Origin of the sequence: Algoriphagus sp. A40 (assembly GCF_002002735.1) — a bacterium.
GTDB lineage: Bacteria > Bacteroidota > Bacteroidia > Cytophagales > Cyclobacteriaceae > Algoriphagus.
In genome coordinates this window covers 268,783-293,135 of record NZ_MUNY01000078.1, presented here as the reverse complement: position 1 = coordinate 293,135, position 24,353 = coordinate 268,783, and the positions used below count along the sequence as shown (strand labels likewise).

Annotated in this window: 16 protein-coding genes and 1 pseudogene; 2 read left to right on the top strand and 15 right to left on the bottom strand. The window is 45.0% G+C overall.

Features of this window, described 5'->3' with window-relative positions; translation table 11 throughout:
- Positions 1–60: 60 nt before the first annotated feature.
- On the top strand, positions 61–1,041 hold the full coding sequence (locus B0E43_RS21265; protein WP_077353392.1) for a GlxA family transcriptional regulator: 981 nt from the start codon (positions 61–63) through the stop codon (positions 1,039–1,041).
- Between the two features lie 643 nt (positions 1,042–1,684).
- Here B0E43_RS21265 and B0E43_RS21260 read toward each other — a convergent pair.
- Both B0E43_RS21260 and B0E43_RS21255 read right to left on the bottom strand, forming a co-directional pair.
- The gene (locus B0E43_RS21260; RefSeq protein ID WP_077353391.1) at positions 1,685–2,368 is read right to left on the bottom strand and encodes a PepSY domain-containing protein; all 684 of its coding nucleotides are present in this window, start codon (positions 2,366–2,368) and stop codon (positions 1,685–1,687) included.
- 23 nt (positions 2,369–2,391) lie between these two features.
- A complete protein-coding gene (locus B0E43_RS21255; RefSeq protein WP_077353390.1) occupies positions 2,392–2,973 on the bottom strand; it encodes a DUF2911 domain-containing protein in 582 nt (193 codons plus the stop codon).
- 6 nt (positions 2,974–2,979) lie between these two features.
- Here B0E43_RS21255 and B0E43_RS23050 point away from each other — a divergent pair, with 6 nt between their 5' ends.
- Complete coding sequence (locus B0E43_RS23050; protein ID WP_168171997.1) at positions 2,980–3,255, top strand: hypothetical protein; 276 nt, start codon at positions 2,980–2,982, stop codon at positions 3,253–3,255.
- A 241-nt stretch (positions 3,256–3,496) separates the two neighbouring features.
- Here the strand turns inward: B0E43_RS23050 and B0E43_RS21245 are convergent, their stop codons facing one another.
- The 13 genes and pseudogenes from B0E43_RS21245 to B0E43_RS21180 form a co-directional block, all read right to left on the bottom strand.
- Positions 3,497–4,072 carry a DUF3347 domain-containing protein gene (locus B0E43_RS21245; protein ID WP_077353389.1) on the bottom strand — a complete coding sequence of 192 codons (576 nt, stop codon included), beginning with the start codon at positions 4,070–4,072 and terminating at the stop codon, positions 3,497–3,499.
- Between the two features lie 84 nt (positions 4,073–4,156).
- Positions 4,157–5,926: an efflux RND transporter periplasmic adaptor subunit gene (locus B0E43_RS21240; RefSeq protein WP_077353388.1), complete on the bottom strand. Its 1,770-nt coding sequence runs from the start codon at positions 5,924–5,926 to the stop codon at positions 4,157–4,159.
- Positions 5,927–5,932: 6 nt separating this feature from the next.
- Entirely contained in the window at positions 5,933–7,390 is a 1,458-nt protein-coding gene (locus B0E43_RS21235; RefSeq protein WP_077353387.1) for a TolC family protein, read from the bottom strand.
- On the bottom strand, positions 7,380–11,225 hold the full coding sequence (locus B0E43_RS21230) for an efflux RND transporter permease subunit (protein ID WP_077353386.1): 3,846 nt from the start codon (positions 11,223–11,225) through the stop codon (positions 7,380–7,382). The genes B0E43_RS21235 and B0E43_RS21230 overlap by 11 nt, the downstream gene beginning before the upstream one ends.
- A gap of 89 nt (positions 11,226–11,314) precedes the next feature.
- Positions 11,315–11,728 carry a hypothetical protein gene (locus B0E43_RS21225; protein ID WP_217349192.1) on the bottom strand — a complete coding sequence of 138 codons (414 nt, stop codon included), beginning with the start codon at positions 11,726–11,728 and terminating at the stop codon, positions 11,315–11,317.
- 170 nt (positions 11,729–11,898) lie between these two features.
- A complete protein-coding gene (locus B0E43_RS31435) occupies positions 11,899–12,144 on the bottom strand; it encodes a hypothetical protein (RefSeq protein ID WP_371454735.1) in 246 nt (81 codons plus the stop codon).
- Positions 12,145–13,472: 1,328 nt separating this feature from the next.
- Complete coding sequence (locus B0E43_RS21215; protein WP_077353383.1) at positions 13,473–14,378, bottom strand: ArdC family protein; 906 nt, start codon at positions 14,376–14,378, stop codon at positions 13,473–13,475.
- An 829-nt stretch (positions 14,379–15,207) separates the two neighbouring features.
- Positions 15,208–17,160, bottom strand: a complete 1,953-nt coding sequence (locus tag B0E43_RS21205; protein ID WP_077353381.1) for a heavy metal translocating P-type ATPase — start codon at positions 17,158–17,160, stop codon at positions 15,208–15,210.
- A 13-nt stretch (positions 17,161–17,173) separates the two neighbouring features.
- Positions 17,174–17,791, bottom strand: coding sequence for a hypothetical protein (locus B0E43_RS21200; RefSeq protein ID WP_077353380.1), 618 nt, complete (start codon positions 17,789–17,791; stop codon positions 17,174–17,176).
- Positions 17,792–17,805: 14 nt separating this feature from the next.
- Positions 17,806–18,120, bottom strand: a pseudogene (locus tag B0E43_RS21195) (DUF3703 domain-containing protein).
- Positions 18,121–18,283: 163 nt separating this feature from the next.
- Positions 18,284–18,700 carry a Fur family transcriptional regulator gene (locus B0E43_RS21190; protein WP_077353379.1) on the bottom strand — a complete coding sequence of 139 codons (417 nt, stop codon included), beginning with the start codon at positions 18,698–18,700 and terminating at the stop codon, positions 18,284–18,286.
- 14 nt (positions 18,701–18,714) lie between these two features.
- Positions 18,715–19,917, bottom strand: a complete 1,203-nt coding sequence (locus B0E43_RS21185; RefSeq protein ID WP_077353378.1) for an efflux RND transporter periplasmic adaptor subunit — start codon at positions 19,915–19,917, stop codon at positions 18,715–18,717.
- A 13-nt stretch (positions 19,918–19,930) separates the two neighbouring features.
- Complete coding sequence (locus B0E43_RS21180) at positions 19,931–24,307, bottom strand: CusA/CzcA family heavy metal efflux RND transporter (protein ID WP_077353377.1); 4,377 nt, start codon at positions 24,305–24,307, stop codon at positions 19,931–19,933.
- Between the last annotated feature and the right edge of the window lie 46 nt (positions 24,308–24,353).

Genomic DNA, 24,353 nt, shown 5'->3' with positions numbered 1-24,353 from the left:
GTTCCTGTACAATTCTGACAATGAAGGGGTGAATTGCGACAGGATTTTTTATTTTTATCCATGAAAATCATTTACATCCTCGCAATGGAGCACTCTGTTCTCCAGGCTATTGCCGGTACCCAGTATTGTTTTAACACTGTGAACTTTTTCCTTGAACAAAGTGGAAAACCAGCGGCATTCGGAACGCATTTGGTCGGATTGAAGGAGCAAATCCAGCCGGGATCTCCTGGTTTTTCTGTAAATCCGGACCTGTTACTGGAAAAATCCGGAAAACCGGATTTGATTATCATTCCACCGCTGTTTGGAGATTTTGACCAGGCGATTTCAGTAAATGCACCTTTCCTTCCCTGGATCAAACACCACTATGAATCAGGTACCGAGATCGCTTCCCTTTGTGTAGGAGCATTTTTTTTGGCCGCAACCGGGATTGTGAATGGTAAAAAATGCTCCACTCACTGGGGGTTTATCGATCGGTTTAAATCTCAATTTCCGGAAGTAGAGGTTTTGGATGGAAACATTGTCACAGAGGAAGCCGGGATATATTCCAGCGGCGGGGCAAATTCCTATTGGAATCTGCTTTTGCATTTGGTGGAAAAATATGTGGACCGGGAAATGGCCATTTTGCTTTCCAAATATTTCGCAATTGACATTGACCGGACCAATCAATCTTCATTTGCCATTTTCCAGGGACAAAAAGAACATCCTGATTCAGAAATCAGGAAAGCCCAAGAAATCATCGAACATCGGTTTGGAGAACGGATTTCGGTCGACGAATTGGCAGACGAAGTAGCTATTGGGAGAAGGAGTTTTGAGAGGAGATTTAAACGGGTGACCAATAATTCAGTGCTGGAATATATCCAGCGGGTAAAAATTGAAGCCGCAAAAAGAAGCTTTGAAAGCAGCCTGAAAAATATAAGCGAGGTGATGTTTGACGTAGGTTACACCGATTCAAAGGCGTTCCGGACGACTTTCAAAAAAGTAACAGGCCTCACACCCATTGAGTATCGCAACAAATACAACAAGCTGGTGAGGGCGAATTAGGATATTGAATTAAATCTTGCTGAAAAAGAAAAAACCGATCATTTCTGATCGGTTTTTTTTGTAGCGGGAACAGGACTCTTATAAATATTTGATTTATTGTTATTTATATGTTAAAGGGGACAAATTGGGGGACATGTTCATTTTCATTTATAAATATTAAATTCATTTGAATTGATTTTAATCATGAGCCTAAATTTTCCCGAAAACCTTGGTTTATGAATCGTATGACGGGCCAAATTTTCAAGATTTTTTTCTTTTTGATCAAAAATCTTAAAAGCCTCTCAGACTTCAGATGCGGTCTCAAAGATTCAAAACTTAATTTTTCCTCTGTCTTTCCTAATTAGTGGAAAATCTCAGCTTCGAAAATTCAAATTCATTTCGATGATTTCGAATTTCAACCCTCGAAAAATTCGTACGCTACGAGGTGTGCGATGTGTACGAACTGTACGAGTAAAACTCCTACTTTTTCTTTTTGCTGTAAGTTGGTTTTCAAGGACACTTGCACCTGGCTAATTTTCTTTATCTCATTCTGGATTGTAAAAATTATAATACTAAAGCAATTGTCTCCAACTGTCAGTTAGAACTTATTTGGCTACTGGTGTCATTGCGGATATACATAAATCAAAATCAAGGAATTGTGTTCCTATTTCCTTTTTTTCAAGGTCATGAAAAACAGGGTAAATCCGGAAGCAATTGTAACCATTCCAAACAGGGAAAAAGCCCTCAACAGTAGGTTGTTGAAATTGTCCCGTCCGGCATAGTCCATGGTGTGAAACATCCAAAGAGTGTCAAACCATCTCCAACTCAGGTGGCGAACCCGTTCAAAATTGCCGCTCTTTGCATCGATGTAGGCAGTCAATTTTTCGGGATGATTGAAGTGAATAGCCCAGGCGGGAAGTGGACGACCACGATATTCGTGGTGAGAACCTGTCTCAGTCAAGTATTCGGCTGACTCGATATCATAATCCCCTTTGATGTAGATTTTGGCGATTTGCCTGGCTTCTTCCTCTGTGATTTCTCCTGTTTCCTCACCAGTTTGGGCGTTAAACAGCTTTTCTTCATTTACCCAATAATAGGGCTGATGATTGACGAATCGAAGTTCCAAACTGGCTACTTCCAACGTTGAATCCAGGCTAAACGGATCAATCAGATTTTTGGCAGTCATATGCATCATGTGCTCCTGATGAAAATGATCCCCATGAATCTCATCGATATCCGTCCAGGAAAAATAGAGGCCTGATATCGTCCAAAAAAGGAATTGGATGCCGATAAATACTCCAAGAAATCGGTGGATTCTCCGGATGTAGTATTGGTTATTTTTTCTCATAAGGCTGGGTGGGTCGGGGTAACTTAGATGCTTTTTACTTCAAATGTGATTTTTGTTTTATCCCAGGCCACTGAGATTTCAGCGGTTCCTTTTGAAGTTTCATTCACCGTGTAGGTAAGGGACTCCACCGTGTCCAGTAACTTCTCAGGGGCAACTGAGATGCGCACCAAATCTTTACCGGCATCATAATCGTCAGCCAAGTGCATGTCCCAAACCTGATTGAGAATCACTGTCCATTCATTTTCTCCTGGAATGGTAAAGAGGCCATACTTTCCGGCGGGAATTTCCTTCTCTCCGATTTTCACAGCCTTGTCAAATTGGATCGATGTAGCCTTATGAGCACCGGTCACCCAAACATCCCCAAAAGCTACAAGGCCTCCGAAAATATGTCTTCCTCTCACACTGGGCGAAGAATAATCGATATGAATATGGTTCCCATCCACCATGGCCATGGCCGAAGTTCGAGGGCTTTTGGATGGTGTGGCTGGAGCTTCTGCAGCTTGGTGCTGGCTATGGTCCTCTGGAGCGGAAGCTTGATTTTCGGTTTTTCCCGCACATGCAGCAGTAAAAAGCAGAATCAGAACTGGATAAATTAAATTTTTCATGATTAAATGATGTTATTGGATTTGGTGAAATTTCAATTGAAGGGGTATCTCGGTTTCATAATACAGATGATAGTGCTTTCTGTAACCGGGGTTAAAACCGGTTTTGCAATGCTGCCAGGTATTGTTGAAAGCCTTATAATCCTTGTTGCTCAATTCATAGGCGCAGAATTCGCAGTGGATGGCCTTTTGATCGAATTCGGCTTTTTGCCAAACCAGTGGGCTCTTGGTCAGCTTGTTCTTCTTGGCAGAAAAAGCAGAGATAATATTTGTCACTGCATTTGAACTTAATAGAAATGGTGTCGAGTTGGAAGTGCGAATTCGCGCAATGTGTTTGATTGTCCACCGGCTTGCCTAGACAATGATGTCACGATCTGTGAAAATTTGAGTGGCTCCAAGACTTTTTCCTGTGCCAAGGAATTTGCTGAGAAACGCAACATCAAGAAGAGGGTGATCAGTAGGTTTTAACTCATTGGGTTTTAATACAGAAGGCGGGCTCAAGTTAATTCCCGCCTGTGAAATGGTATCAGTTCACTGCAAAAGTTTCCTCGACTCGACCGCAGGTCAGCATAGAACTTCCAAACAGCGGATTTTTGATATCCTCATTGGCGCTGAGCCACATGCCACCGGTATTTCCTTTGTACATCGGGCAATATTGACGGTAAAGGGTTCGGTCAGTTCCTGCGATTTTCAGCATGTCTTTCAGTACAACGCTCAGTGCCTGGAAGCTTTCTCGTTGAGCTGCGATATCGGCTTTGCCCAGTTTCTCGGCAATGCCTGTTCCCTCGACTTGAAGTCTTTCCAATTCTTCGGGGTCATTAGCTTGAGAACCTGCAATGTCATAGTTTTTCAAAGTAGAAACCAAGTCAGCACTTTTTGCTGCTGCAGAGGCGGAGTCATCCGCGACTAAGGCATCTTTCACTGCCAAGTAAGCATCGATAATGGATGTAGTTGTTTTGGTGCTTGTCACTGCAACCGAATTTGCTGAAGTTGCATCGCCTGAGGCATGGGTTACTTCCTGAGATTCTGAATTGCTTGGTTTTTCACCGCAGGAGATGAGTGTGAGAGAGATCAGGGAAGCGAATAAAAGGGTCTTTTTCATTTTTATAAATCGGCTATTAATTGTTTTTTATTGGTTGAGCCCTCTCCGGTTTTGAAAACCGGAGAGGTTTGATAAGGGTCAAAATCAATGCTTATGGCCCACAGGAGCTGAAGGAGTTCCTGAAAGGTTCAACACCGGCTGGCCTTTTAGATAGGTTTGCTTGACTTCCCCACAGCTGAGCATGGAAGCTCCAAAATAAGGATTGGTGATATCTTTTTGTTCACTCAGCCAATAAGCACCCTGATCTCCGAATGCCATCGGGCAATAGTCTTTGTACACAACCTCTTTGTTGATTCCAAAGGTCTCGGTCATTTCAAGAATATGAAAGGAAAGCATGGAGAAGTGTTTCCGAGCTTCTTCGATTTCTTTTGCTGAGCCCATTTTGGACCGTGAATCTTTGATCCCTTTCATCATTTCCATCCATTTGTCATGTGCCTGGTCTTTCACCAAACTCATATTTACTTTAGAAAGGCTTTGATCTATCAAAGCAAGTGACTTCTGAGCATCAGGCAAATTATCCTTTACAAGTCCATTTTTCACCTGAAAGTATGCATCGGCCACGGCAGTAATCTGATTTCTGAATTCCTCCGAAACCTCAATCGACTTAGTTTCCGGCCGCTTCATCATACTGAATTGCCCAGAAAGCTGTGAAGCAGCATCGATGGCAAAAACTCCGTTGGTCACGATCTCTTCACCTGCCTGAAGGCCTGACTCTATCAGGTAATTTTCACCCATCCGGTTGCCCAAAGTCACCTCTCGCATTTCAAATCCAGGGGTTTCAGAATTTGGAACTTTGACATAAACTACAGACCGCTTTCCCGACCACAAGAGGGCTGTCCGCGGTATAGTGACTCCTGCAGAGCTTGGCTTTTTGGCAGTTTGGATCTTGGCCGTCACAAACATTTCCGGTTTGAGTTTTCCTCCCGCATTGGTGATCTCGGCCCTTACGGAAGCTGCCCGAGTGTTGGAGTTTAACATCGGATCGATAAAGGAAATTCTGGCCTGAAAGGCCTCCTCCGGAATACCGGCAACCGTAAAACTGAATTCGTTTCCAGAAGAAAGCAATGGTAAGTCAGACTCATAGGCATCCAACAACACCCAAAGCTTGTTCAAGTTCACCACATTGAACAGGGCCGAACCGGTGCTTACATAATCTCCCACGGCGATATTCCGCTGAGTTACCACTCCGGATTGGTCGGAAAGAATGTCAAACAGTTCCCGTACGGTACCGCTTTGTTCAATTTCTGCAATTTGAGTTTCGGTCAGTTTCCAGAGTTTGAGTTTTTCCTTGGCTGCGCTGTAGAGTTGAGGGAAATTGCCTTTGCTTTTTGCTGCTTCCAGCAATTCGCGCTGTGCCGTAAGCAATTCAGGGGAATAGATCGTAGCAAGTCTCTGACCCGCTTTGACTTGTTCACCGGTGAAGGTTACGTACAGTTTTTCTATCCTTCCGGGGAATTTGGCTGTAATGGCGGCATTTTCTCGTTCATCCGCCTGGATTTTTCCGGTGAGGAAAAGTTCTCCAGAAGCATTGGTTCCACTGATTTTGGTGGTGTGGATTTGTGCTAAGGCTACCGCCTCGGGAGTCATTTCGAATACCATGGGATTATCACCTCCCGAACTTGCCTGTGCGACAGGAATCAGATCCATACCACAAATCGGACAGTCACCGGGTTCACCCAGCTTGATCTGCGGATGCATGGAACAGGTCCAAAGAGAAGCTGCTCCGGATTCAGTTTCATGCTCATGGCCTTCATGTGATTCAGAGGCGGATGGTTTGAGAATCCAGCCTATCAATCCTCCGATCACCAAGGTGACCAGGATCAGGGTAAGTTTATTTTCAAGTAGATGTTTCATAGTAAATCACTGTTGAAAGGTGAGTGAAGTAGCAGCCAGAGCTTCCAGTTGCGCTAAGCTTTGCTGCTGTTGATTGAGTGCATTGATTCGCTTTTGCTGGTATTCCAAAAGCTGCTGGTTTGCCCGAAGGACTTCTTCAAGCCCGGTCGCATTGATGGTAAAAGAAGTTACCAAAAGCTGAATTTGCTGGTTGACCAGTAGGATTTGATCCTCATAAAGCCGAAGATTTCGCTCGCTTTCTTCCCAGCTTCTAAAAGCATTGGCCCATTCCATGGCAAGCAAATTCTCGGTTTTTTGGCGATCGAGTTGGGCGGATTCTTTCAAGAATTCAGTCTCCTTGATTTTGGAGTTGATCTTCTTGCGGTAAATCGGAAGTGTCATAGTGACCATAGGCATGACCATATTTTCACCGCCCATCGGCATGTCATTTTCCAGTCTGGGAGCAAAAGTCATGTAATTGACTCCTGCACCCAGCATGGGCCGGCCCTCTAGTTTTGCCATTTTGGCCTGCTGATCGTAGGCACCGATTTCGGCTTGATACATGGCGAGCATAGGGTTATTTTGGCGGATGCTGTCCAAAATCTCCTGTTTTTCCAAGCTTAACACTGCTTTTTCCAAATGAACCGGAAGATTGATTTCTGCCCGAATTTCCCGATTGAGCAGCTGGTTAAATTTGATATGCAGGGGTTCCAAATTGGCCTGAAGTTGCTCAATGGTGTTTTCCAACTCCCGGATTTGAAGTCGGATTTGCAGTACCGCATTCATCCCTGAAGCTGAACTTCCCATCGGAGCCGAGCTCATGGCCGGATTCATCGTACTGGTATTGGTCTTGGAACTTGATTCATTTCCACTCATTCCGCCCATCCCGCCAGTACTTCCTGCAGTAGTCGAGGAAATCGCAGGAGGTGGCATGGGTGGCGCAGGAGCCGATGCCGGAGAGGACGTACCGGCCTGAAACCGGATCAAGGCCAATTCCTCGTATTTTTTGAGGTATTCGAGATTTTCCTGAGAGATTTTGATTTCTTCTTTCAAGCTTATCAAGTCATACCAAGTGGATTTGACTTGAAAGAAAAGCTGATTTTTTTCCTCCAGGAAAAGCTGGTACTGGGCCTTGGACATTTGATTGGCTTCCTCCTTTTGGGTCCCAATCATCCCAAACCATGGGAACATCTGCATCAGGCGAAAATCAGCTGTCTGATTTCCCATAAAACGCTCCATAGGCTCGAAGAAAAACCCAGCCTGAAGCTCAGGATCAGGCAAACCAGGCTGATTCACCAGCTCTGCAGTTGCCTGATAGCGGGCATAGGATGCTTTCAGTCCCGGATTGTTTTCAGCAGCTTGGATGAGGTAGTCATCCAAGGTTTGAGCCTTAAGGGAGATGCTAAGCAGAAAAAATAGAAATCCCCCTAGCCCCCTTAAGAAGGGGGAATTGGTTCCGAGGACCTTTGAATCTTTAGTTTCCATAGTTGGATGAGTTTGATTCCCCGGAGAAAACCTGAGAATTGTTTTTCAATTTGCGCTCTGCCCACCAGCAGTATAGGGTAGGCACAATAAATACCGCTGTAATTTCCAAGATCATCCCACCCAATGATGGTATCGCCATGGGAACCATGATATCTGAACCCCGTCCTGTCGAAGTAAATACCGGAACCAAAGCCAACAAGGTGGTGGCTGTGGTCATCATACAGGGCAGTACCCGTCTTTTTCCTGCTTCCAGTACTGCAGTCCTAATCTCCTGTACGGTTGAAGGTTTGTTTTCCTGGAAGCTTTGATCCAAATAGGAGGCTACCACCACACCGTCATCTGTAGCGAGTCCAAACAAGGCAATAAAGCCCACCCAAACCGCCACGCTGAGATTGTACACCTTCATTTGGAAAAGATCACGAACATTGGTCCCAAAGAGACTGAAGTCCATAAACCAGTCCTGCCCGTAAAACCAAATCATCAGGAATCCACCGGAAAATGCCATGGCGATTCCTGTAAAGACAAATAGGGTAGTTGAAACCGCCTTAAACTGAAAATACAGAATCAGGAAAATCAGGATCAAACAAAGCGGAACTACGATAGCCAGGCGTTGTTCTGCCCGGACTTGGTTTTCGTAGGAACCTGAAAACTCAAATCGCACGCCGTTTGGAACTGTCAATTCACCGGAATCGATCTTTTCCTGGATGTAGCGCTTGGCATCCTCGACTACCGTCACTTCCGCAAAACCCGGCATTTTATCCAACAGCACATACCCAACCAAGAAAGTGTTTTCTCCCCGAATCATATCCGGTCCAGGTCGATAGGTGATGTTGGCCACTTGACCCAAGGGAATGTAATTGCCCATCGGGGTGGGGATCTGGAGATTTTGGATGGCCTCCGGGTCGTCCCGATACTCCCTCGCATAGCGCACCCGGATCGGAAAACGCTCCCGTCCTTCAACTGTGGTGCTGAGTTTCATCCCTCCTATGGCTGTTTCGATAAAGTCCTGGACATCGACCACATTCATACCATAGCGGGAGATTTGATCCCGGTCAATGTCGAGTTCGAGGTAAGGTTTTCCCACAATTCGGTCGGCAAAAACAGCTTCTTTTTTAACCGAAGGAACTTCCTTCAGGTATTTTTCCAGCTGTAATCCAAAGCTTTCAATAGTTTGTAGATCAGGCCCATATACTTTTATTCCCATCGGCGCACGCATGCCGGTTTGAAGCATCACGAGCCGGGTTTCGATGGGTTGAAGTTTGGGAGAGGAGGTGACTCCAGGCAGATTGATTACGCTGACAATCTCATTCCAGATATCATCGGGAGTCCGGATATGATCTCTCCACTGTCGGAAATACTCCCCGTCCTCATCTTCGATCAGATCAGCGACTTTGATCTGATTGGGAGTCATAGTAGCAGGGTCGTAGAAGCTTCCGTCTTTCAACTCATACTTTTCATCCAAGACCTTGAAGCGAAGCCGATTGCCGTTGATATCGGTGGCGTATTCCGACTTGTAATTGATCGTGTTTTCAAACATGGAAATTGGCGCCGGATCAATGGCGGTTTCGGCTCGACCAGCCTTCCCTACGATCATATCCACTTCAGGAATCGCGGTTACGAGCATGTCAAGCTTCTGCAAAACCTCCTTGTTTTCCTGAATTCCCGAATGCGGCATGGTCGTAGGCATCAAGAGAAAAGACCCCTCATTGAGTGAAGGCATGAATTCCTTGCCCAAACCCGGAAAAGTATGCGTCGCCCCAGACCAAAATCCGGTGCTTCGGATATTAACACCGACCAAGTCAAATGCTTTGGGCACAATGCCAAATACACGACCAAAGCCTAGCCAAACGCTGATTCCAAGTAGAATGACGACTAGTGGAAAAAGGAGAAAAGTGCCTTTATTAGCCAAACACCAGTTGAGGATTCGAGGATAGATTTTGATAAATCCCGAAAATCCTCCCAGGACTAATGCCAGCAGGAGAGCGATAAAGATAAAGTTGGTCAAGGTGCTTACCGAAACGCCCAATGGCATCCATTGCTCGGTGAGCAGCCAGGCCACAAAAACCAGCGTGACGGCAATAATCAGCAGGCTTTTTCGCTTTTCAACTTGATCTGGGAAATGGTAGGCCAGTGTATGCACCAGCCCATAGCTAAACAGCAACCAGCCCGCCCAACCCCAAAGGGTAAAGGCCACGATCGGACCCAAAATCACCAAGCCATAATTCAAAAAGCGGCCAATTTTCCCTTTGGCTTCCTTGATACTGAAAATCCAGTGGGAAAATGCCGGCATGATCAGCAAGGTGAAAATCACTGCAGCTACCAGTGCAAATGTTTTGGTGTAGGCCAGGGGCCCAAAGAGCTTTCCTTCTGCAGCCTGCAGGGTAAACACAGGTAAAAAGCTGATAATAGTGGTGCTGACAGCGGTCAAGATGGCTCCGGAAACTTCGGCTGAGGCTAGATAGACGGTTTTGAGTTTGGATTGCCCCTTTGGAGCGATTTCCAGGTGCCGAAGGATATTTTCATTCAAAATAATCCCCAAATCCACCATCGTTCCGATCGCAATCGCAATCCCGGAAAGTGCCACAATATTTGCATCCACGCCAAACTGCTTCATAAAGATGAAGCACATCAGTACCGCCATCGGAAGCAAAGCAGAGATCAACAAGGAAGCACGGAGATTGTACACCATCACAATGATGACTAGGATGGTAATTAAAATCTGCTGGTTGATCGCTTCGTACAGCGTGCCAAGTGTCTCGTAAATCAGTCCTGTACGGTCATAAAAAGGAACCAAGGTAACTTTGGAAACCGTGCCATCGGCCAATGTTTTGGTGGGAAGTCCCTGAGAAAGTTTTTCGATTTCGGCTTTGACTCCCTCGATCACTTTCAAGGGATTGTCTCCATATCGGGCGATGACAACGCCGCCAACCGCTTCAGCACCGCTTTTATCCAAAATCCCGGACATGTTTCGAGGCTGAGGGCCGATATTGACCTTGGCCACATCCTGGATACGGATGGGTACGTTGTTGGTGACTTTGACTACGGCTTTATCCAAGTCGGAAAGTTCCTCAACGTACCCTAAGCCCCGGATAAAGTAATCGACCCGGTTGACTTCGATGGTATTTGCCGACACGTCCAGATTGGATTTTCGCACCGCTTCCATCACATCCATGAGGGTCACTCCATGCGCTTTGAGTGCTGCAGGATCCACATCCACCTGGTATTCTTTTACATAGCCACCTACAGAAGCTACTTCGGCAACGCCTTCCACTGCGGTTAGGGCGTAGCGCACATAGTAATCCTGTATCGTTCGGAGTTCATGTAGGTCCCAGCCTCCAGTGGGATTGCCGTTTTCATCCCGACCTTCCAAGGTGTACCAAAAGACTTGTCCCAAAGCCGTAGCATCTGGGCCCAATTTGGGTTGGACGCCTTCTGGTAAAAGTCCTGAAGGAAGGGAATTGAGTTTTTCTAGGACTCGGGAACGGCTCCAGTAAAACTCGATGTCTTCCTCGAAAATGATGTAAATGCTTGAAAATCCGAAAGCAGAACTGGAACGAACGCTTTTTACTCCAGGAAGTCCAAGGAGCGAAGTAGTAAGCGGATAGGTGATTTGATCTTCGACATCCTGAGGAGATCTTCCCATCCATTCAGTAAAGACGATTTGTTGATTTTCCCCGATATCGGGAATGGCGTCAACAGGCACAGGATCACGTGGGAGAAATCCCACGTTCCAGTTGAAAGGTGCGGTGACTATTCCCCAGCCAATGATCAGGAGGAGGAAAAGAACCGTAACCAGTTTGTTTTCAAGAAAGTACTTGAGGATTCGGTTAATCATGATTCCAAGGTTTTAAACAGAAATTAATCCCTAAGCCTTTTGGCAAAGGGTTTACTATGGGCAAAATCGGATTTGCCCAAACCTTGGATTTAGATCAGATAGGTCTCGTAGAGGACATGAAGATCCTCAAAAGGTGGGGGAGAGTTGTAAAGGGGAAATTCCGGATTTTCCTGTTGTGAAACATCCATTCCAAAAATAAATACCTGAACAAGTGCCATTGCAAAGTTCAGGTCAAGTTTGATTTCAAACTTCTTCTGCTGAAAATCTTCGTCGACCTGAAGGTGTTCGGTGATGTTTTCGCAGCAGGAATTGGGGTCTTTCTGATTGTCCTGTCCTTTTTCACTGTGGTCCATGGGCATGGCCATTCCACAGTCAAGGTGTTTTTCACCGAATCCAAGCTCCGACTTCATCGCATGCCCCATGCAAAAATGCGTAGTCTTAGCCATCCCGACGGTGGAGAAGAGTACGAAGAAAGCAAGCAATATGGAAACGAAAGTTTTCACCGAGTCAAAGTACGGGATTTTGATTGATAAGTTCAAATTTGGAATTAAGACACAAGACAAAAGATTTGATTTCCATCATCTTGCGTCTTAGGTCTTGCAATTGCACATTCGCAATAAGCCCTGCTATCAACACCGCTTTCTTGATGTCTTAGGGTTCAAGAGTCTCTGTTTCAACTGTAAGCCTCAGCTCCTGACCTAGGATATCCATCCCCGATCTTCATGCAATAAAAAGGAGAAATCGTTTCGTAGTTTTTGAGATAAAAGGGTTTTCCTTGATCTTTCTCGATGGTGTAGCCGGTAGTTTTTACTTTTTCAATGACCTCAGCTTCGGATAAGTTCTCGCCTTCCACAGTTAAGATCTTGTTTGGATTGGCTGTGTCCACCGACCAGTTGGAGACTGTTTCGGCAGCGTTCAAGTGTGGAGTCACTGCAGCAATACAGCCACCGCATTTGATGTTGGTTTTGAATTATAGCGTTTTCATAGTTTATCTGTTTGGTGTCCAACGTCGGATGTGCGATATTTTAGATTTGATTAATTTTTCAATTTTTTAAATGGTTCAATTTTTCAAATCCTTTTGAAACCTTCCCACTTTACAACTTTCTTCTTTTCAGATTAGCCGTCACCGCATCAGCCAGAGGATGCTCGGATTTGGATTTGGGGGGCCGATGGAAAGAGTCCGCCATTAAGTCCTTTATAATTATCGGATCCAAAATCTGATCCTGGACATATTTTATATAAAAACATATTTACTTATTTACACCACAAACCCAAACCACTTTGATTCAAAACCGTAAAGTAGAAAGTTGAGTATCAAAGTATCAGATTATGTGGCCGACAATAAAATTTCTAGGAACAGTATTCATCAGCTTCATTGCAATGATTGGAGCATTGGGAGCAGAAAATCCATTTCCACTTTTTGCGGTTGCTTGGGGGATTTGGATAATTTATATCGTTAGCCTAAGGACAAAAAGAAAAAAGGAATTGGACAGAGAGCGGCTAATCCGGGAAATTTTGGATAAGCTTTAAAAGTCGTAAAATTTCAAATAGGTATTCCCTTTTCTCTTAATTCCCTCAAGCACGCTGCTAACTTCATTTCGTCTCCCTCGTCGAGTGATGAAATCGCCAACAAACACAATTCCTTTAGGCGGCATCCAGCTGCAAGTCGCTCATAGGGCAACTTCAAATTAGTGGCACAAATTCTCCGAATCTTCATTCGGATACGCCTTTCCAACGTCACCAACTCCTCCCTAAGACGCTCTTCTTCTAGTGTTAATTTTCTTGACAATTTCAAATCAATATTTTAAACAACTGATATCGCTATTGCAAGACCCCTTCTCTTTTTAAAAGTGACTAGATTTTCTAGGTTGAAGCAATGGAGATTTCTGATCAAAACTGAAAGCCTGTTAGTTTTCTAGATTCCACATCCATCTTTTGGCAGCCAATGTCCAATCTCCAATTCGATCACCATACTGCGAACGCCAATTAGTTGATCGGTGAAAATAAAAGAAAACATCTCCTTCTTCTATGCCGAACCTGTTGGTTAAGAAATACAGCCTGACTTGATTTAGAGTAGGTATCCCGCAACCTGATTTTTTTCGTTTTTTTGCTCCATTACTCATGGTCTTTCTGTTTTAGTGGAGCAATAAACTTCCTGTAAGAATTTCTCAATTTCTCAGAAGTACCACCGAAGGTGGTCAATTTTTAGAGGGTAGGTCAAATGAAAAAATGAGCAAAAAAGGGGGATTATTCCTCCCCCTCTAGATCAATTCCAAGGATGTAATTGGCTGCTTGATGTGCCTTTTGAGCAGCATAGATCAGCATTTTTGGATCTTCCTTTAGTGGCTTAAACCAGCCTTTCAAGTAGGCCAAAGAATTTTTGAAATTGGCATCCTTGATTCCGGCAAGAGCATTCAAAAAACTGGCTCCCATTTCGGCAATCAGTTCCTCTTTTGAATATTCTACTGAACCAAAGCCAACCAAAGCCGGTCTTTCTGCAAATCTTCCTAACCTGATCGAATGGCCTGTGCTATGTATCATTTCATGAAATAGAACAGAATAATATTGCTCGTCTCCTTTGAAGGATTCCTTTTCCGGCATATTGATAAAATCTCTGGAAGGGCTATAAAATGCCTCGTTTCCTTCATGGACAATATTCGGACAGGTGGCATAGCCTGAAATGATGGATTCGCAAGTTTCGATTGGGGAAAAAACCCTTTCCTCGGCACCTTCTAGGGTAAAATCAATTCCTTCTATTTGATCGATATTGAAAACCGTCCAGATAAAGGGGGTAAACTTTCTTCCAAAAAGGTCCTCGTTTTCTCCTTCTTCATTGGTTGCCTTCCCTTTTACAAACTTGGAAATCTTCCAGAATACGACTTTAGAACCTTTTTCATCCTTCTTGACATTTCCGCCGAGGTGTTTTGCCTGATTGTAGGTTAGGAAGTAGGGACTTTTGAATTTCTTGGAGATGGTGACCCAGGCCAGCCAAAGTGCATTGAATCCCAAATAAGGACGTTTCGAAGCATAATTCTTCGGAGAGTTTTTAGAACTCCAAACTTGTTCCCAAGTAAGGTTTTCATTTTGGATACCTTCGATGATTTCGTTGGTAACAGTATCCGCTAATTGGTTGAAATTTTCCCAAGCTTTCATGGTCGTAGAGTTTTAAAGTGTGACAGAAAAGGATTGATAAAGAGATTATTCAGTTGTTTATCAGCCACATAAAGCCCACTTATATCCAAGGATATTAGGAAGATCGACCCGACACTTATACCGAGATTTTTCCCGAGTTCAAAGGGTATTTTTTTGGAAGTGAAGGGCGATATGTGGGCGTGAAGTGACATTTTTTTTATCCACTGGTATTGAGGTTCTGACCGACATGCAAGCCAAGGAGTGTGGTTCTGCATAAGGCAAAAGCCTGGGATAAAAAACTGGGAGGCAGTCCGTAGGAGACCCTGTTTTTTAGATCAGGGCGGAGCGTAATTTTGACTGGTGCAGGTTCGCACTCAACCTTTGCATTGTCGTGTCATACACTGAAGACCGGGGGATTGAGAAGGAAAAAATGGAACGGAGCGCTCACCGACCGAAACGGACAAAAATCCCTATGTGCTCGGAAGAAAAATCGGAAAAGGCTTGCCCCCCCCTAAAACGAGGCTCAGGCTACGGCTTCACGAAACGGCCTTCCCGAGTCCCAGGCTTGCCGGGACTTAGGAGAAGGGTAAGTAGAGTGAAGCGGTAGCTGTGGGGAGTGAAAGCCCTTTCCTAGAGTAAAGAGAAAAGAGCTGTCATTTGAAAAATGGCGTGAATGAATCGAAACGAAAAGAGTGGGCGAAACGGGGAAAATGACTTATTGATGGAATTGAAAATCCATTTGAAAACGAGTCTTTAATTTCAACCGGTTGAAAAGGTAACCCAACCTTAGGAATACCAACCTTCAGCTAAAGAAAAATAGGATTGCAAGTACACCTGATTGAACTTTGGGTTAAGAGCGCTGTATTCTTACAGCGTTCAAAATTGCCAACAATGCCACTCCAACGTCGGCAAAGACTGCTTCCCACATGGTGGCCAGGCCTCCGGCTCCCAGAGCCAGCACAATGAGCTTAACTCCAAAAGCCAGGCTGATATTTTGCCATACGATTCGTTTTGTCTGTTTGCCCAACTGAATGGCAGTTGCAATTTTTGAGGGCTGGTCAGTCTGAATAACCACATCGGCTGTCTCAATGGCTGCATCACTACCCAAACCACCCATTGCAATTCCCACATCGGCCAGGGCAAGGACAGGAGCATCGTTGATGCCATCACCCACAAAAGCAATGACCCGGCTGGCATCTTTTTTCAGTTCTTCTACCTTTTCCACCTTTTGCTCAGGCAGCAGATCACCAAAGGCTTTATCTATTCCGAGTGATTTTGCCACTTGCTGTGTCACTGCATCCTTGTCTCCTGACAGCATGATCAGTTCCCGAACTCCTAATTTGTGTAGTTCATTGATGGCCTGAGCAGCATCTTCTTTGAGTTCATCCGCGATCACCAGATATCCTGCATATTTTTGGTCTACTGCTACATGGATAACAGTATTGACTTCTCCGGCTGCATCGGCATGGGTAACAATCCCTTCCTTATCCAGCAGTTTTTGATTGCCGATCAGCACATGCTTGCCATTTACAATTCCTTTCAGTCCGTGCCCGGCAATTTCCTCCTGTTGTTCGGGTTCTGAAATTTCTCCTCCTTGCTTTTTAGCATACTCTGTAATGGCTTTTGCGATGGGATGGGTGGATTTGCTTTCCATTGCTGCTGTCAGACTAAGCCAATCTAGGGTAATTCCCTCCATGGTCACGGCTTTCTGAACTTCAAACACTCCCTTGGTAAGTGTGCCTGTTTTGTCCATCACCACGGTAGTAACGCTGGTCATGAGGTCAAGAAAATTGGAACCTTTGAACAGTATGCCTTTTCGGGAGGCTGCACCAATCCCTCCGAAATAACCCAGTGGGATAGAAACGACCAACGCACAGGGGCATGAGATCACCAAAAAGATCAAGGCCCGGTAAAGCCATGCTTCAAACACATAGTCTTCCACAAAAAAATAAGGCAGGAAGGCCAAGCCTATGGCCAGAAAGGTGACAATGGGTGTATAGACCCGCGCAAACTTTCGGATGAACTGTTCAGTTTTTGCCTTGCGTGAGGTGGCGTTCTGGACTAGTTCAAGGATTCGTGCAATTGAACTTTCATTGAACCGTCTGATAACTTTCAATTCAATCAGCCTATCGAGATTCACCATTCCAGCCAGTACATTTTCTCCTTTGTTGAAGGTCGCAGGTTTGCTTTCGCCGGTCAAGGCGGAGGTATTGAAACTGCCTTTTTCACTGATCATTTCCCCATCGAGGGGTACTTTTTCTCCAGGTTTAACCTGGATGGTTTCCCCAATTTGTACTTCCTCGGGGTGTAAGACCACAGTTTGGCCACCTCTAAAAACCGAAGCCGAATCGGGGCGGATGTCTAACAGGGCTTTGATGTTTCGCTTGGCCCGGTTCACAGCCGCATCCTGAAACAACTCACCGATGGCATAGAAAAGCATCACCGCCACCGCCTCGGGATATTCGCCTATGGCAAACGCCCCCAATGTGGCAATGCCCATTAGGAAAAATTCAGTAAACACATCACCTTTTATGATGGACTTCCAGCCTTTGACCAACACCGGCCATCCCACGGGCAAATAGGCCAGCACATACCAGCCAATGCGGATACCTCCCTGGAAAATTGCAGGCTGTCCCAACTGGTCAGCGGCAATTCCAGCAAGTAGCATGACAAAGCTCAGCATACCACTACCCCACGTCTGCAGGAAAGTTGGTGAGGTTTTTTCCTCTTCCTTTTTTGGTTTGCCTGGATGCTGGTTAGTGCTGCAGCAGGCTTTATCGTCTAAGTGATTTGTATTTGTCATCGTCTAATCTGTTTTAATCTGTGAAAAAGGAAATGATGCCAGTGAGAATAAGTATGCCACCGGAAATCAGTCCTGCATTATGTTCCAATTTGTGCCAGTTGAATCGGTGCAGCCCTTTTTGGGCCAGGTAAACCCAAAAAGTAATCCCTAACACGGAAACAATGGTGTAGAGCAGTCCCACAGCTAGGATCATTGGAAAGCCATGAGTTCCTGCCATAAGGAAGTAGGCTTCAATTTCCAGGCAGGGCGAAAGAAACATGGTAAATACCAGCAAAGTCACAACCTGCGCTGCTCCTGCTTTTTCCAGCTTTTGTTTTTCAGCAATGTGAAAGTGGTGGTGACGGTGGTGTTGAATGACAAAATATAAGCCGATGGCTATAAGCAATCCAGGAATGACCCAACGGGTGTAAGTGTGTAGGTTTTCAGAAAGTGACAAGCTGAATAAACCCAAAAACACTCCTAACAAAAAGGTACTCAGCGAGTGAGCCAAAGCTGCCATCGCCGCAATGCGAACCGTCTTGATTCCCTCCCATCCAAATTTTTCTTTCAGGGCCAGCACCGGCAGCCAATGGCTGGGAATCAGTCCGTGAAGGAGACTGAGCATAATGGTACCGGTGAGTAGAGCGGTCATTGTTTAGGACTTTTTTATTTTTTAAACTGATTTATTATTCCCTTCAGATCTGCTGGTATTTCCATAGGCAAGAGAGGCGGAACATTGGCGTCCCCAGTATTACCTACATGTATTTTCCCTACAAAGGATTTTACTCCACCTACAAAGTGCCGGAGAATCTGACCCCGTATTTCCTTCCAGTCTTTGATTTTTTAACCAAACCGAAGCATGAGCCAATGCACTTCAGACTGCCGGTAAGGATAGGGCTGACCAAGGATGTGTGCCCTTTCAAGATGCTGCCAAGCTTCCTGTAAAAACCACTTCCCCAGTTTATCCCGATATGCATCCAGTTATTTTTGATATTGTGGCTTTAAGCCTTTTGGCATGGTGGTATTAAATTTCATATGATCCTATTCATCCTAAATTGTGAGGTTTTCCATGTTGCATGGTTTCATTTCATTGGATGTTTGACTTAAAATTACTCTTAAACCCAATGCATAGTACTTGTAATATTCATCCTGCACATTTCCCACAAATCCCCTTTACTACCAAGTTGGCTTCTTCTCCTTTGAACATGCTTGGCAGTTCAATTTCCGGGATTTTATACTTGGGCAAACAGAAGGTTTCGCTACACACCCGACAATGAAAATGCACATGCAGGTCCCTTTCGATATTACACTCGCATCCCTCTTCGCATAGGGCGTATTTAGGAGCTCCCGTACCGTCATCGATACTGTGTACCAGTCTATTTTCCTGAAAGGTTTTCAGGGTACGGAATAGCGTCACCCGGTCTGACTTTTCAAATGCCTTTTCCAAGTCGGAAAGGCTGATGGCCGTCTCTTGACCTGCCAGTGCTTCCAACACCAACAGCCTCATGGCTGTTGGTCGGATGTCTTTCTGATTGAGTCTATCTTCGAGTTCTTTGATCATAAGGATGATTCATTTTAATGTCCGTGTCCTTCTCCTTCTTCTTCGGTATTTTTGGCTTTAGCCAACAAGGTGAAAGCACCTTTGGTGACCACTTGAAGGGCACTTAGGTCCTTTGCTGCATCGGCCAAAGAAATCTGGGTATAGCCATCTTCTGTATATCCTTTGATGACTTCCATCATTTCAAAATCATGAACGGTTGCACCGTTTTCTGTTTTTTCTCCCGTATAGGCAAAGACATATTGTTTTCCACCAAACCGAACGATTCCTTCCTCTTTGATAGCCAATACTTCGTTGCTGTCGGTTTCGATCCTTGCAGCTATATACATTCCCGGTTTCAGATCTTCGTGCATCTTTTCTAAGTGGCCATGTACAGTCACCGATCGGTCTTCCCGCACTCCGCTACCTATCAGAAATACTTCTGCTTCCCGCCATTCTTCAGGAGAATTCGCCAATGCAAAGCGGATTCGTTGTCCTTCCTGCACTCTGGGGATGTCGTTTTCATACACGGTAAGTTCCACATGCAGGTCTTCGGCATTAGTAATGTCCATGATCACATCTTGTGGGTTGATGTATTTGCCTACATTGGTATAAATCTCCCGAACGGCACCGTTAACCGGAGCGAAAATATTTACAGAAGCCGAGATATTTCCTTCACGGATTTTTGCCGGATTGAAGCCAATGAGCTTCAATCGTTCTTCCATAGTTTTTATCCGGGCTTCATTAGCCAGAAAGTCACTTTTGGCTTGCTGAAATGTTTTACCAGAGGCTACTTTTTCATCAAACAGCTCCTTCTGACGGTCAAATTCGGCTTTCAGAAATTCCTGTTTGGCCAGACTCTCCAGGTATTCCTGTTGAAACTGGATGAACTCCGGATTTTCAATGACCACCAATAACTGGCCTTTTTTCACCTTGGTACCAGGCAGCATTTCGGTATATTTCACAAAGCCTCCATAGGGCATATTGATAGAAATGTTGCTCTGTGGTGGTACGTCAATCATCCCATTCACCCGCAATTCTGAACCGATTACTTTCTTTTCGGCAGTTCCAATTTCAATCTTCGCTTGGTCATATTGCGCTTGGGTAAGTTCCACTGTGTTCTCACTTTCTATATGATTCACCTCAATGGCTTCCTCATTTTGTAGTCCGCAAGACGCAATGGTCAGTCCCAAAAGAACCGCCATTGATATTATTTTGATGTAATTGAATATATTTTTCATAGTTGATTTCCTTTTATTGAACACCTGAAATGAACTCGATCTGGATAATGGTTTGGTTGTATTGGTTGAGAATCTCCAGGTAATTAAACTGGACTGTCAATGCCCGGTTAAGTCCCTGAATGTATTCCACGTAGCCGATTTCCCCGTTTTCAAATCCTTTTTGAGCCTGTTTGAGAATTAGCTCTGCCTGCGGCAGGGCGTTTTGCTCGTAGTAATCAAGGCTGGTCTGAAATTTTTGGTACTGCTGAATGAGTGAACTTAGCCTGCCTTGCAGTTGGTTAGTCACTGCTTGCAGCCGCGCTTCGCTTTCCTGCTTTTTCAATTCGGCCGCTTTGATGGCCGATGCTTGGGACTTTGCCCCAAAAATGGGGATGGCCATTCCCACTTGAAAACCGGTAAACCGGTCGCTGGAGGTGAAATTGACCGGGTTGCCATCCAAATCCTGATTGGGTCCATTGAGGGACTGGTTGAAATACCCTGCCGAAAGGTCGGGTAAGAACTTTGCCTTCTCCACCGATTTTTCTTTTTCGGCTACTTCCATCTGTTGGCGAAACCAGGCAAGTGTAGGGTTGTTGGCAATTCCTTGTGTATCGAGAAGTACATTGCTTTCCCTTGCTTCCAGATAACCCATGGCGATATCCCCTATGCTATCCAGATTAAGCAAGGTTTGAAGCTGTGTCCGGTGGATTTCGATATCCGACTGGTTTTGCTGAAGCATGGCCTTGAGTTCTGCTACTTGGGACTCCGCAGTTGCTTTTTCCAGCAAGTTCGTTTCTCCGGTTTGATAACGAAGATCTGCTGCCCGTACGAATCGCTGGTAAATTCTGTCCTGTTCTAACAATAACTGCCTTTTGCTTTTTTCCAACCACATCAAATACCAGGAAACCTTTACTTGCTGAACCAGTTCGTTTTGGGTAGCCGAACGCATCCATTCACTCGCTTCAATCCGAGCTTTGGCCAATTTCTTTTGATTGGCATAAACCGTAGGAAACTCCATGGATTGGGAGATGTTGAACTGGTTGTCATTGTTGTAAATGCTGTTGTACTGTCCGTGAGTGAGGCTAAAATTGGTTTTAGCCATATTCCAGCTGGCTCCTTTCAGCTCCCTTTCCTGCTGGGTTTGCAAGTCTGCTGCTTTCAGGGTTGGATTGTTTTGGATAGCAACTTGTATGGCTTTATCCAATGATTGATAACTAACTAGAGAATCCTGCGCATTGGCTTTAGGTATCTGAATACAAAGCAAGCCGATAACCAAAAGTGGAACTACTGCCCCGGGTTTCACCTTTATCCCTCTTTCAAAATAATAGTACAGGATAGGCAGCACAACCAAGGTCAGGAAGGTAGCCGTAATCAAACCCCCGATCACCACAGTAGCCAATGGACGCTGTACTTCTGCTCCACCGGATTGGGAAAGCGCCATCGGCAGAAAACCCAAAGAAGCCACGGCAGCCGTCATGATTACAGGTCGCAAACGCACACTCGTGCCTTTGTAAATCCGTTCGAAAATATCTGAGACGCCTTCCTTTTTCAGGTGATTGAACTCACTGATGAGCACAATCCCATTCAAAACAGCTACGCCAAATAACGCAATGAACCCAACCCCGGCAGAAATACTGAAAGGCAAATCTCTCAGCCACAAGGCAAAGATGCCCCCGATGGAAGAAAGTGGGATTGCTGTAAAAATGAGAATACCCTGCTTAAATGAGCCAAAAGTGAAATAAAGTAAGACGAAAATCAGAAGCAAAGCCAAAGGAACCGCAAAAGAGAGTCTTTCTCGAGCTTCTATCAAATTTTCAAACTGCCCACCGTAAGAAACGGTGTAGCCGGGTGCAAATACGACTGTCTCTTCAATTTTCTGCTGAAGCTCTGTTACTATGCTTTCGACATCCCGGTTACGTACATTGAATGCTACAATGATCCGTCTGCGGGTGTCGTCTCGCTGGATTTGGTAGGGACCTTCCTGAATTTCCACTTCGGCCACCTGATATAGCGGTATTTGGTGTCCATCCTTCCTAGCGATGTAAAGGTTCTGAACAGACTCTACATCTTCCCGATTGGTCTTATCCAATCGGACCACCAGATCAAAGCGTCTTTCGTTTTCATAAACCAGCCCTGCAGACGCTCCGGCAAAGGCAGCCTGTACCGAGCGGTTTACATCCCGGATGGTCAGACCGTATTTGGCCAATTGATCACGTTTGTAATTAATGACAATTTGCGGAACACCGGTTACCTCTTCTATATACAAATCCTGAGCTCCTTCCACACTGGATGCCAGCCGTCCAATCTGTTCGGCATATTCCGAAAGCTCATTGAGATCCTCTCCGTATATCTTAACCGCTACATCCTGCCGAACCCCAGTCATGAGTTCGTTAAAGCGCATCTGGATGGGTTGCTGAAATCCGAAAGTAACTCCCGGAATGACCTCCAGAGCTTCGGCCATTTTATTGGCCAGCTCTTCCCGGTTGGTGGCTGAGACCCATTCACTTTTGTCTTTTAAGATCACCATCATATCGGCTGCTTCCACTGGCATGGGATCGGTAGGGATTTCACCCGCACCAATTTTTGATACCACTTGATTCACTTCAGGAAATTGTTCAAGAAGGATTTTTTCTGCCTGAGTAGTAGCTTGAATCGTGTTTTGCAAAGAACTTCCCGTAATTACCCTGGTTTCTACGGCAAAGTCCCCTTCCTCCAAAGTCGGAATAAACTCACCTCCCATATTGGAAAATACCCAAAGTGAAACCAAGAAAAACCCCAATGCAAGGCTTAGTATCAAAGGTCTTTTGTGCATAGTCCAGCGAATGGCCGGATCATACAAACGGTGAAAGAAAGCCATGATCTTGTCCGAAATATTCGGTTTGTATTCGGTCTTTTTACTCAGAAAAAGAGCTGACATCATTGGTATATAAGTCAGCGAAAGAATAAAAGCTCCAAGAATTGCAAAGCTGACCGTCTTTGCCATGGGGCCAAACATTTTACCTTCCACACCAACTAAAGCCAGGATTGGGAGGTACACGATTAGGATGATGATTTCCCCAAATGCAGCTGAATTTCTGATTTTACTGGCCGACTGATAAACTTCCTCATCCATTTCATTCTGCGTTAGTTTTCTTCCAAGCTTTAATAAACCTAGGTGATGCAATGTGGCTTCCACAATGATCACAGCCCCATCTACGATGAGTCCGAAGTCAATAGCCCCAAGACTCATTAGATTACCCGAAACGCCAAAGAGGTTCATCATCCCAAAGGCAAAAACCAAGGCAAGTGGAATAACAGAGGCTACAATTAATCCAGCTCGGAGATTTCCCAAGAGAAGTAGAAGGACGAAAATCACGATCAAAGCCCCTTCAGTTAGGTTTGTAGTCACTGTACCAATAGCAGTATTGATCAATTTCGTCCGATCTAGAAAAGGCTCGATGGTAATTCCTTCAGGTAAAGTTTTGCTTATCTCTGCGATTCGCTTTTTTACATTTTCAACGACCTCTGCAGAATTTTCCCCTTTCAGCATCATCACGATTGCACTCACCACTTCCCCTTCACCATCACGAGTAGTTGCTCCATACCGAACAGCACTACCTAGTTGAACTTTGGCTACATCTTTTATGAGGACTGGAATTCCATCTTCATTGCTATTGACAAGCATGTTTCTGATGTCGTCCAAGTCGCCCACCAGGCCTTCACTTCGGATAAAATAGGCGCTGAGGTTTTTTTCAATGTAAGCTCCTCCGGTATTCTCGTTGTTTTCTTCCAATGCCCGGAAAATATCGGCAATGGAAACGTTCATGGCCTTGAGCCTATCCGGGTCTATGGCGATTTCATATTGTTTAAGGTAACCGCCAAAGCTGCTTACATCAGCAACCCCCGGAGTACCGAGTAATTGCCTTCGGACAATCCAGTCCTGTATCGTACGAAGTTCACGGGCATCGTATTGATCTTCGTAACCCTTTTCTGTTCCCACCACATATTGATAAATTTCTCCCAGCCCGGTAGTGATGGGAGCCATGCCCGGCTGACCTACTCCCGGAGGGATTTGGGCTTGTACATCGGTCAGCCTTTCACTTACCTGCTGACGAGCCCAATACACATCCACATTTTCTTTAAAAACGATGGTCACCACAGACAAACCGAAGCGGGAAAAGGAACGAATCTCCTCCAACTCCGGGATGGTGGCCATGGTAATTTCGATGGGGAATGTAATTAAACGTTCCACCTCCTCAGCTGCCAGAGATGGGGAGGTAGTGATGACCTGAACCTGATTGTTTGTGATATCCGGTACGGCATCAATGGGAAGTCTCGAAAGGGAGTAGCCTCCCCAAATGAACAAACCAAGCGTAAGCAGGCCTATGATCAGTTTGTTTTTGACTGAAAATTGAATGATTTTATCCAGCATTTTTTAGCATTTATTAATCTGATTTTTTGGATAGACAGGGCAGAAA

Coding starts and splice junctions, on each gene's coding strand:
- B0E43_RS21265 (WP_077353392.1), top strand. CDS start 61: ATGAAAATCATTTACATCCTCGCAATGGAGCACTCTGTTCTCCAGGCT.
- B0E43_RS21260 (WP_077353391.1), bottom strand. CDS start 2,368: ATGAGAAAAAATAACCAATACTACATCCGGAGAATCCACCGATTTCTT.
- B0E43_RS21255 (WP_077353390.1), bottom strand. CDS start 2,973: ATGAAAAATTTAATTTATCCAGTTCTGATTCTGCTTTTTACTGCTGCA.
- B0E43_RS23050 (WP_168171997.1), top strand. CDS start 2,980: ATGATGTTATTGGATTTGGTGAAATTTCAATTGAAGGGGTATCTCGGT.
- B0E43_RS21245 (WP_077353389.1), bottom strand. CDS start 4,072: ATGAAAAAGACCCTTTTATTCGCTTCCCTGATCTCTCTCACACTCATC.
- B0E43_RS21240 (WP_077353388.1), bottom strand. CDS start 5,926: ATGAAACATCTACTTGAAAATAAACTTACCCTGATCCTGGTCACCTTG.
- B0E43_RS21235 (WP_077353387.1), bottom strand. CDS start 7,390: ATGGAAACTAAAGATTCAAAGGTCCTCGGAACCAATTCCCCCTTCTTA.
- B0E43_RS21230 (WP_077353386.1), bottom strand. CDS start 11,225: ATGATTAACCGAATCCTCAAGTACTTTCTTGAAAACAAACTGGTTACG.
- B0E43_RS21215 (WP_077353383.1), bottom strand. CDS start 14,378: ATGAAAGCTTGGGAAAATTTCAACCAATTAGCGGATACTGTTACCAAC.
- B0E43_RS21205 (WP_077353381.1), bottom strand. CDS start 17,160: ATGACAAATACAAATCACTTAGACGATAAAGCCTGCTGCAGCACTAAC.
- B0E43_RS21200 (WP_077353380.1), bottom strand. CDS start 17,791: ATGACCGCTCTACTCACCGGTACCATTATGCTCAGTCTCCTTCACGGA.
- B0E43_RS21190 (WP_077353379.1), bottom strand. CDS start 18,700: ATGATCAAAGAACTCGAAGATAGACTCAATCAGAAAGACATCCGACCA.
- B0E43_RS21185 (WP_077353378.1), bottom strand. CDS start 19,917: ATGAAAAATATATTCAATTACATCAAAATAATATCAATGGCGGTTCTT.
- B0E43_RS21180 (WP_077353377.1), bottom strand. CDS start 24,307: ATGCTGGATAAAATCATTCAATTTTCAGTCAAAAACAAACTGATCATA.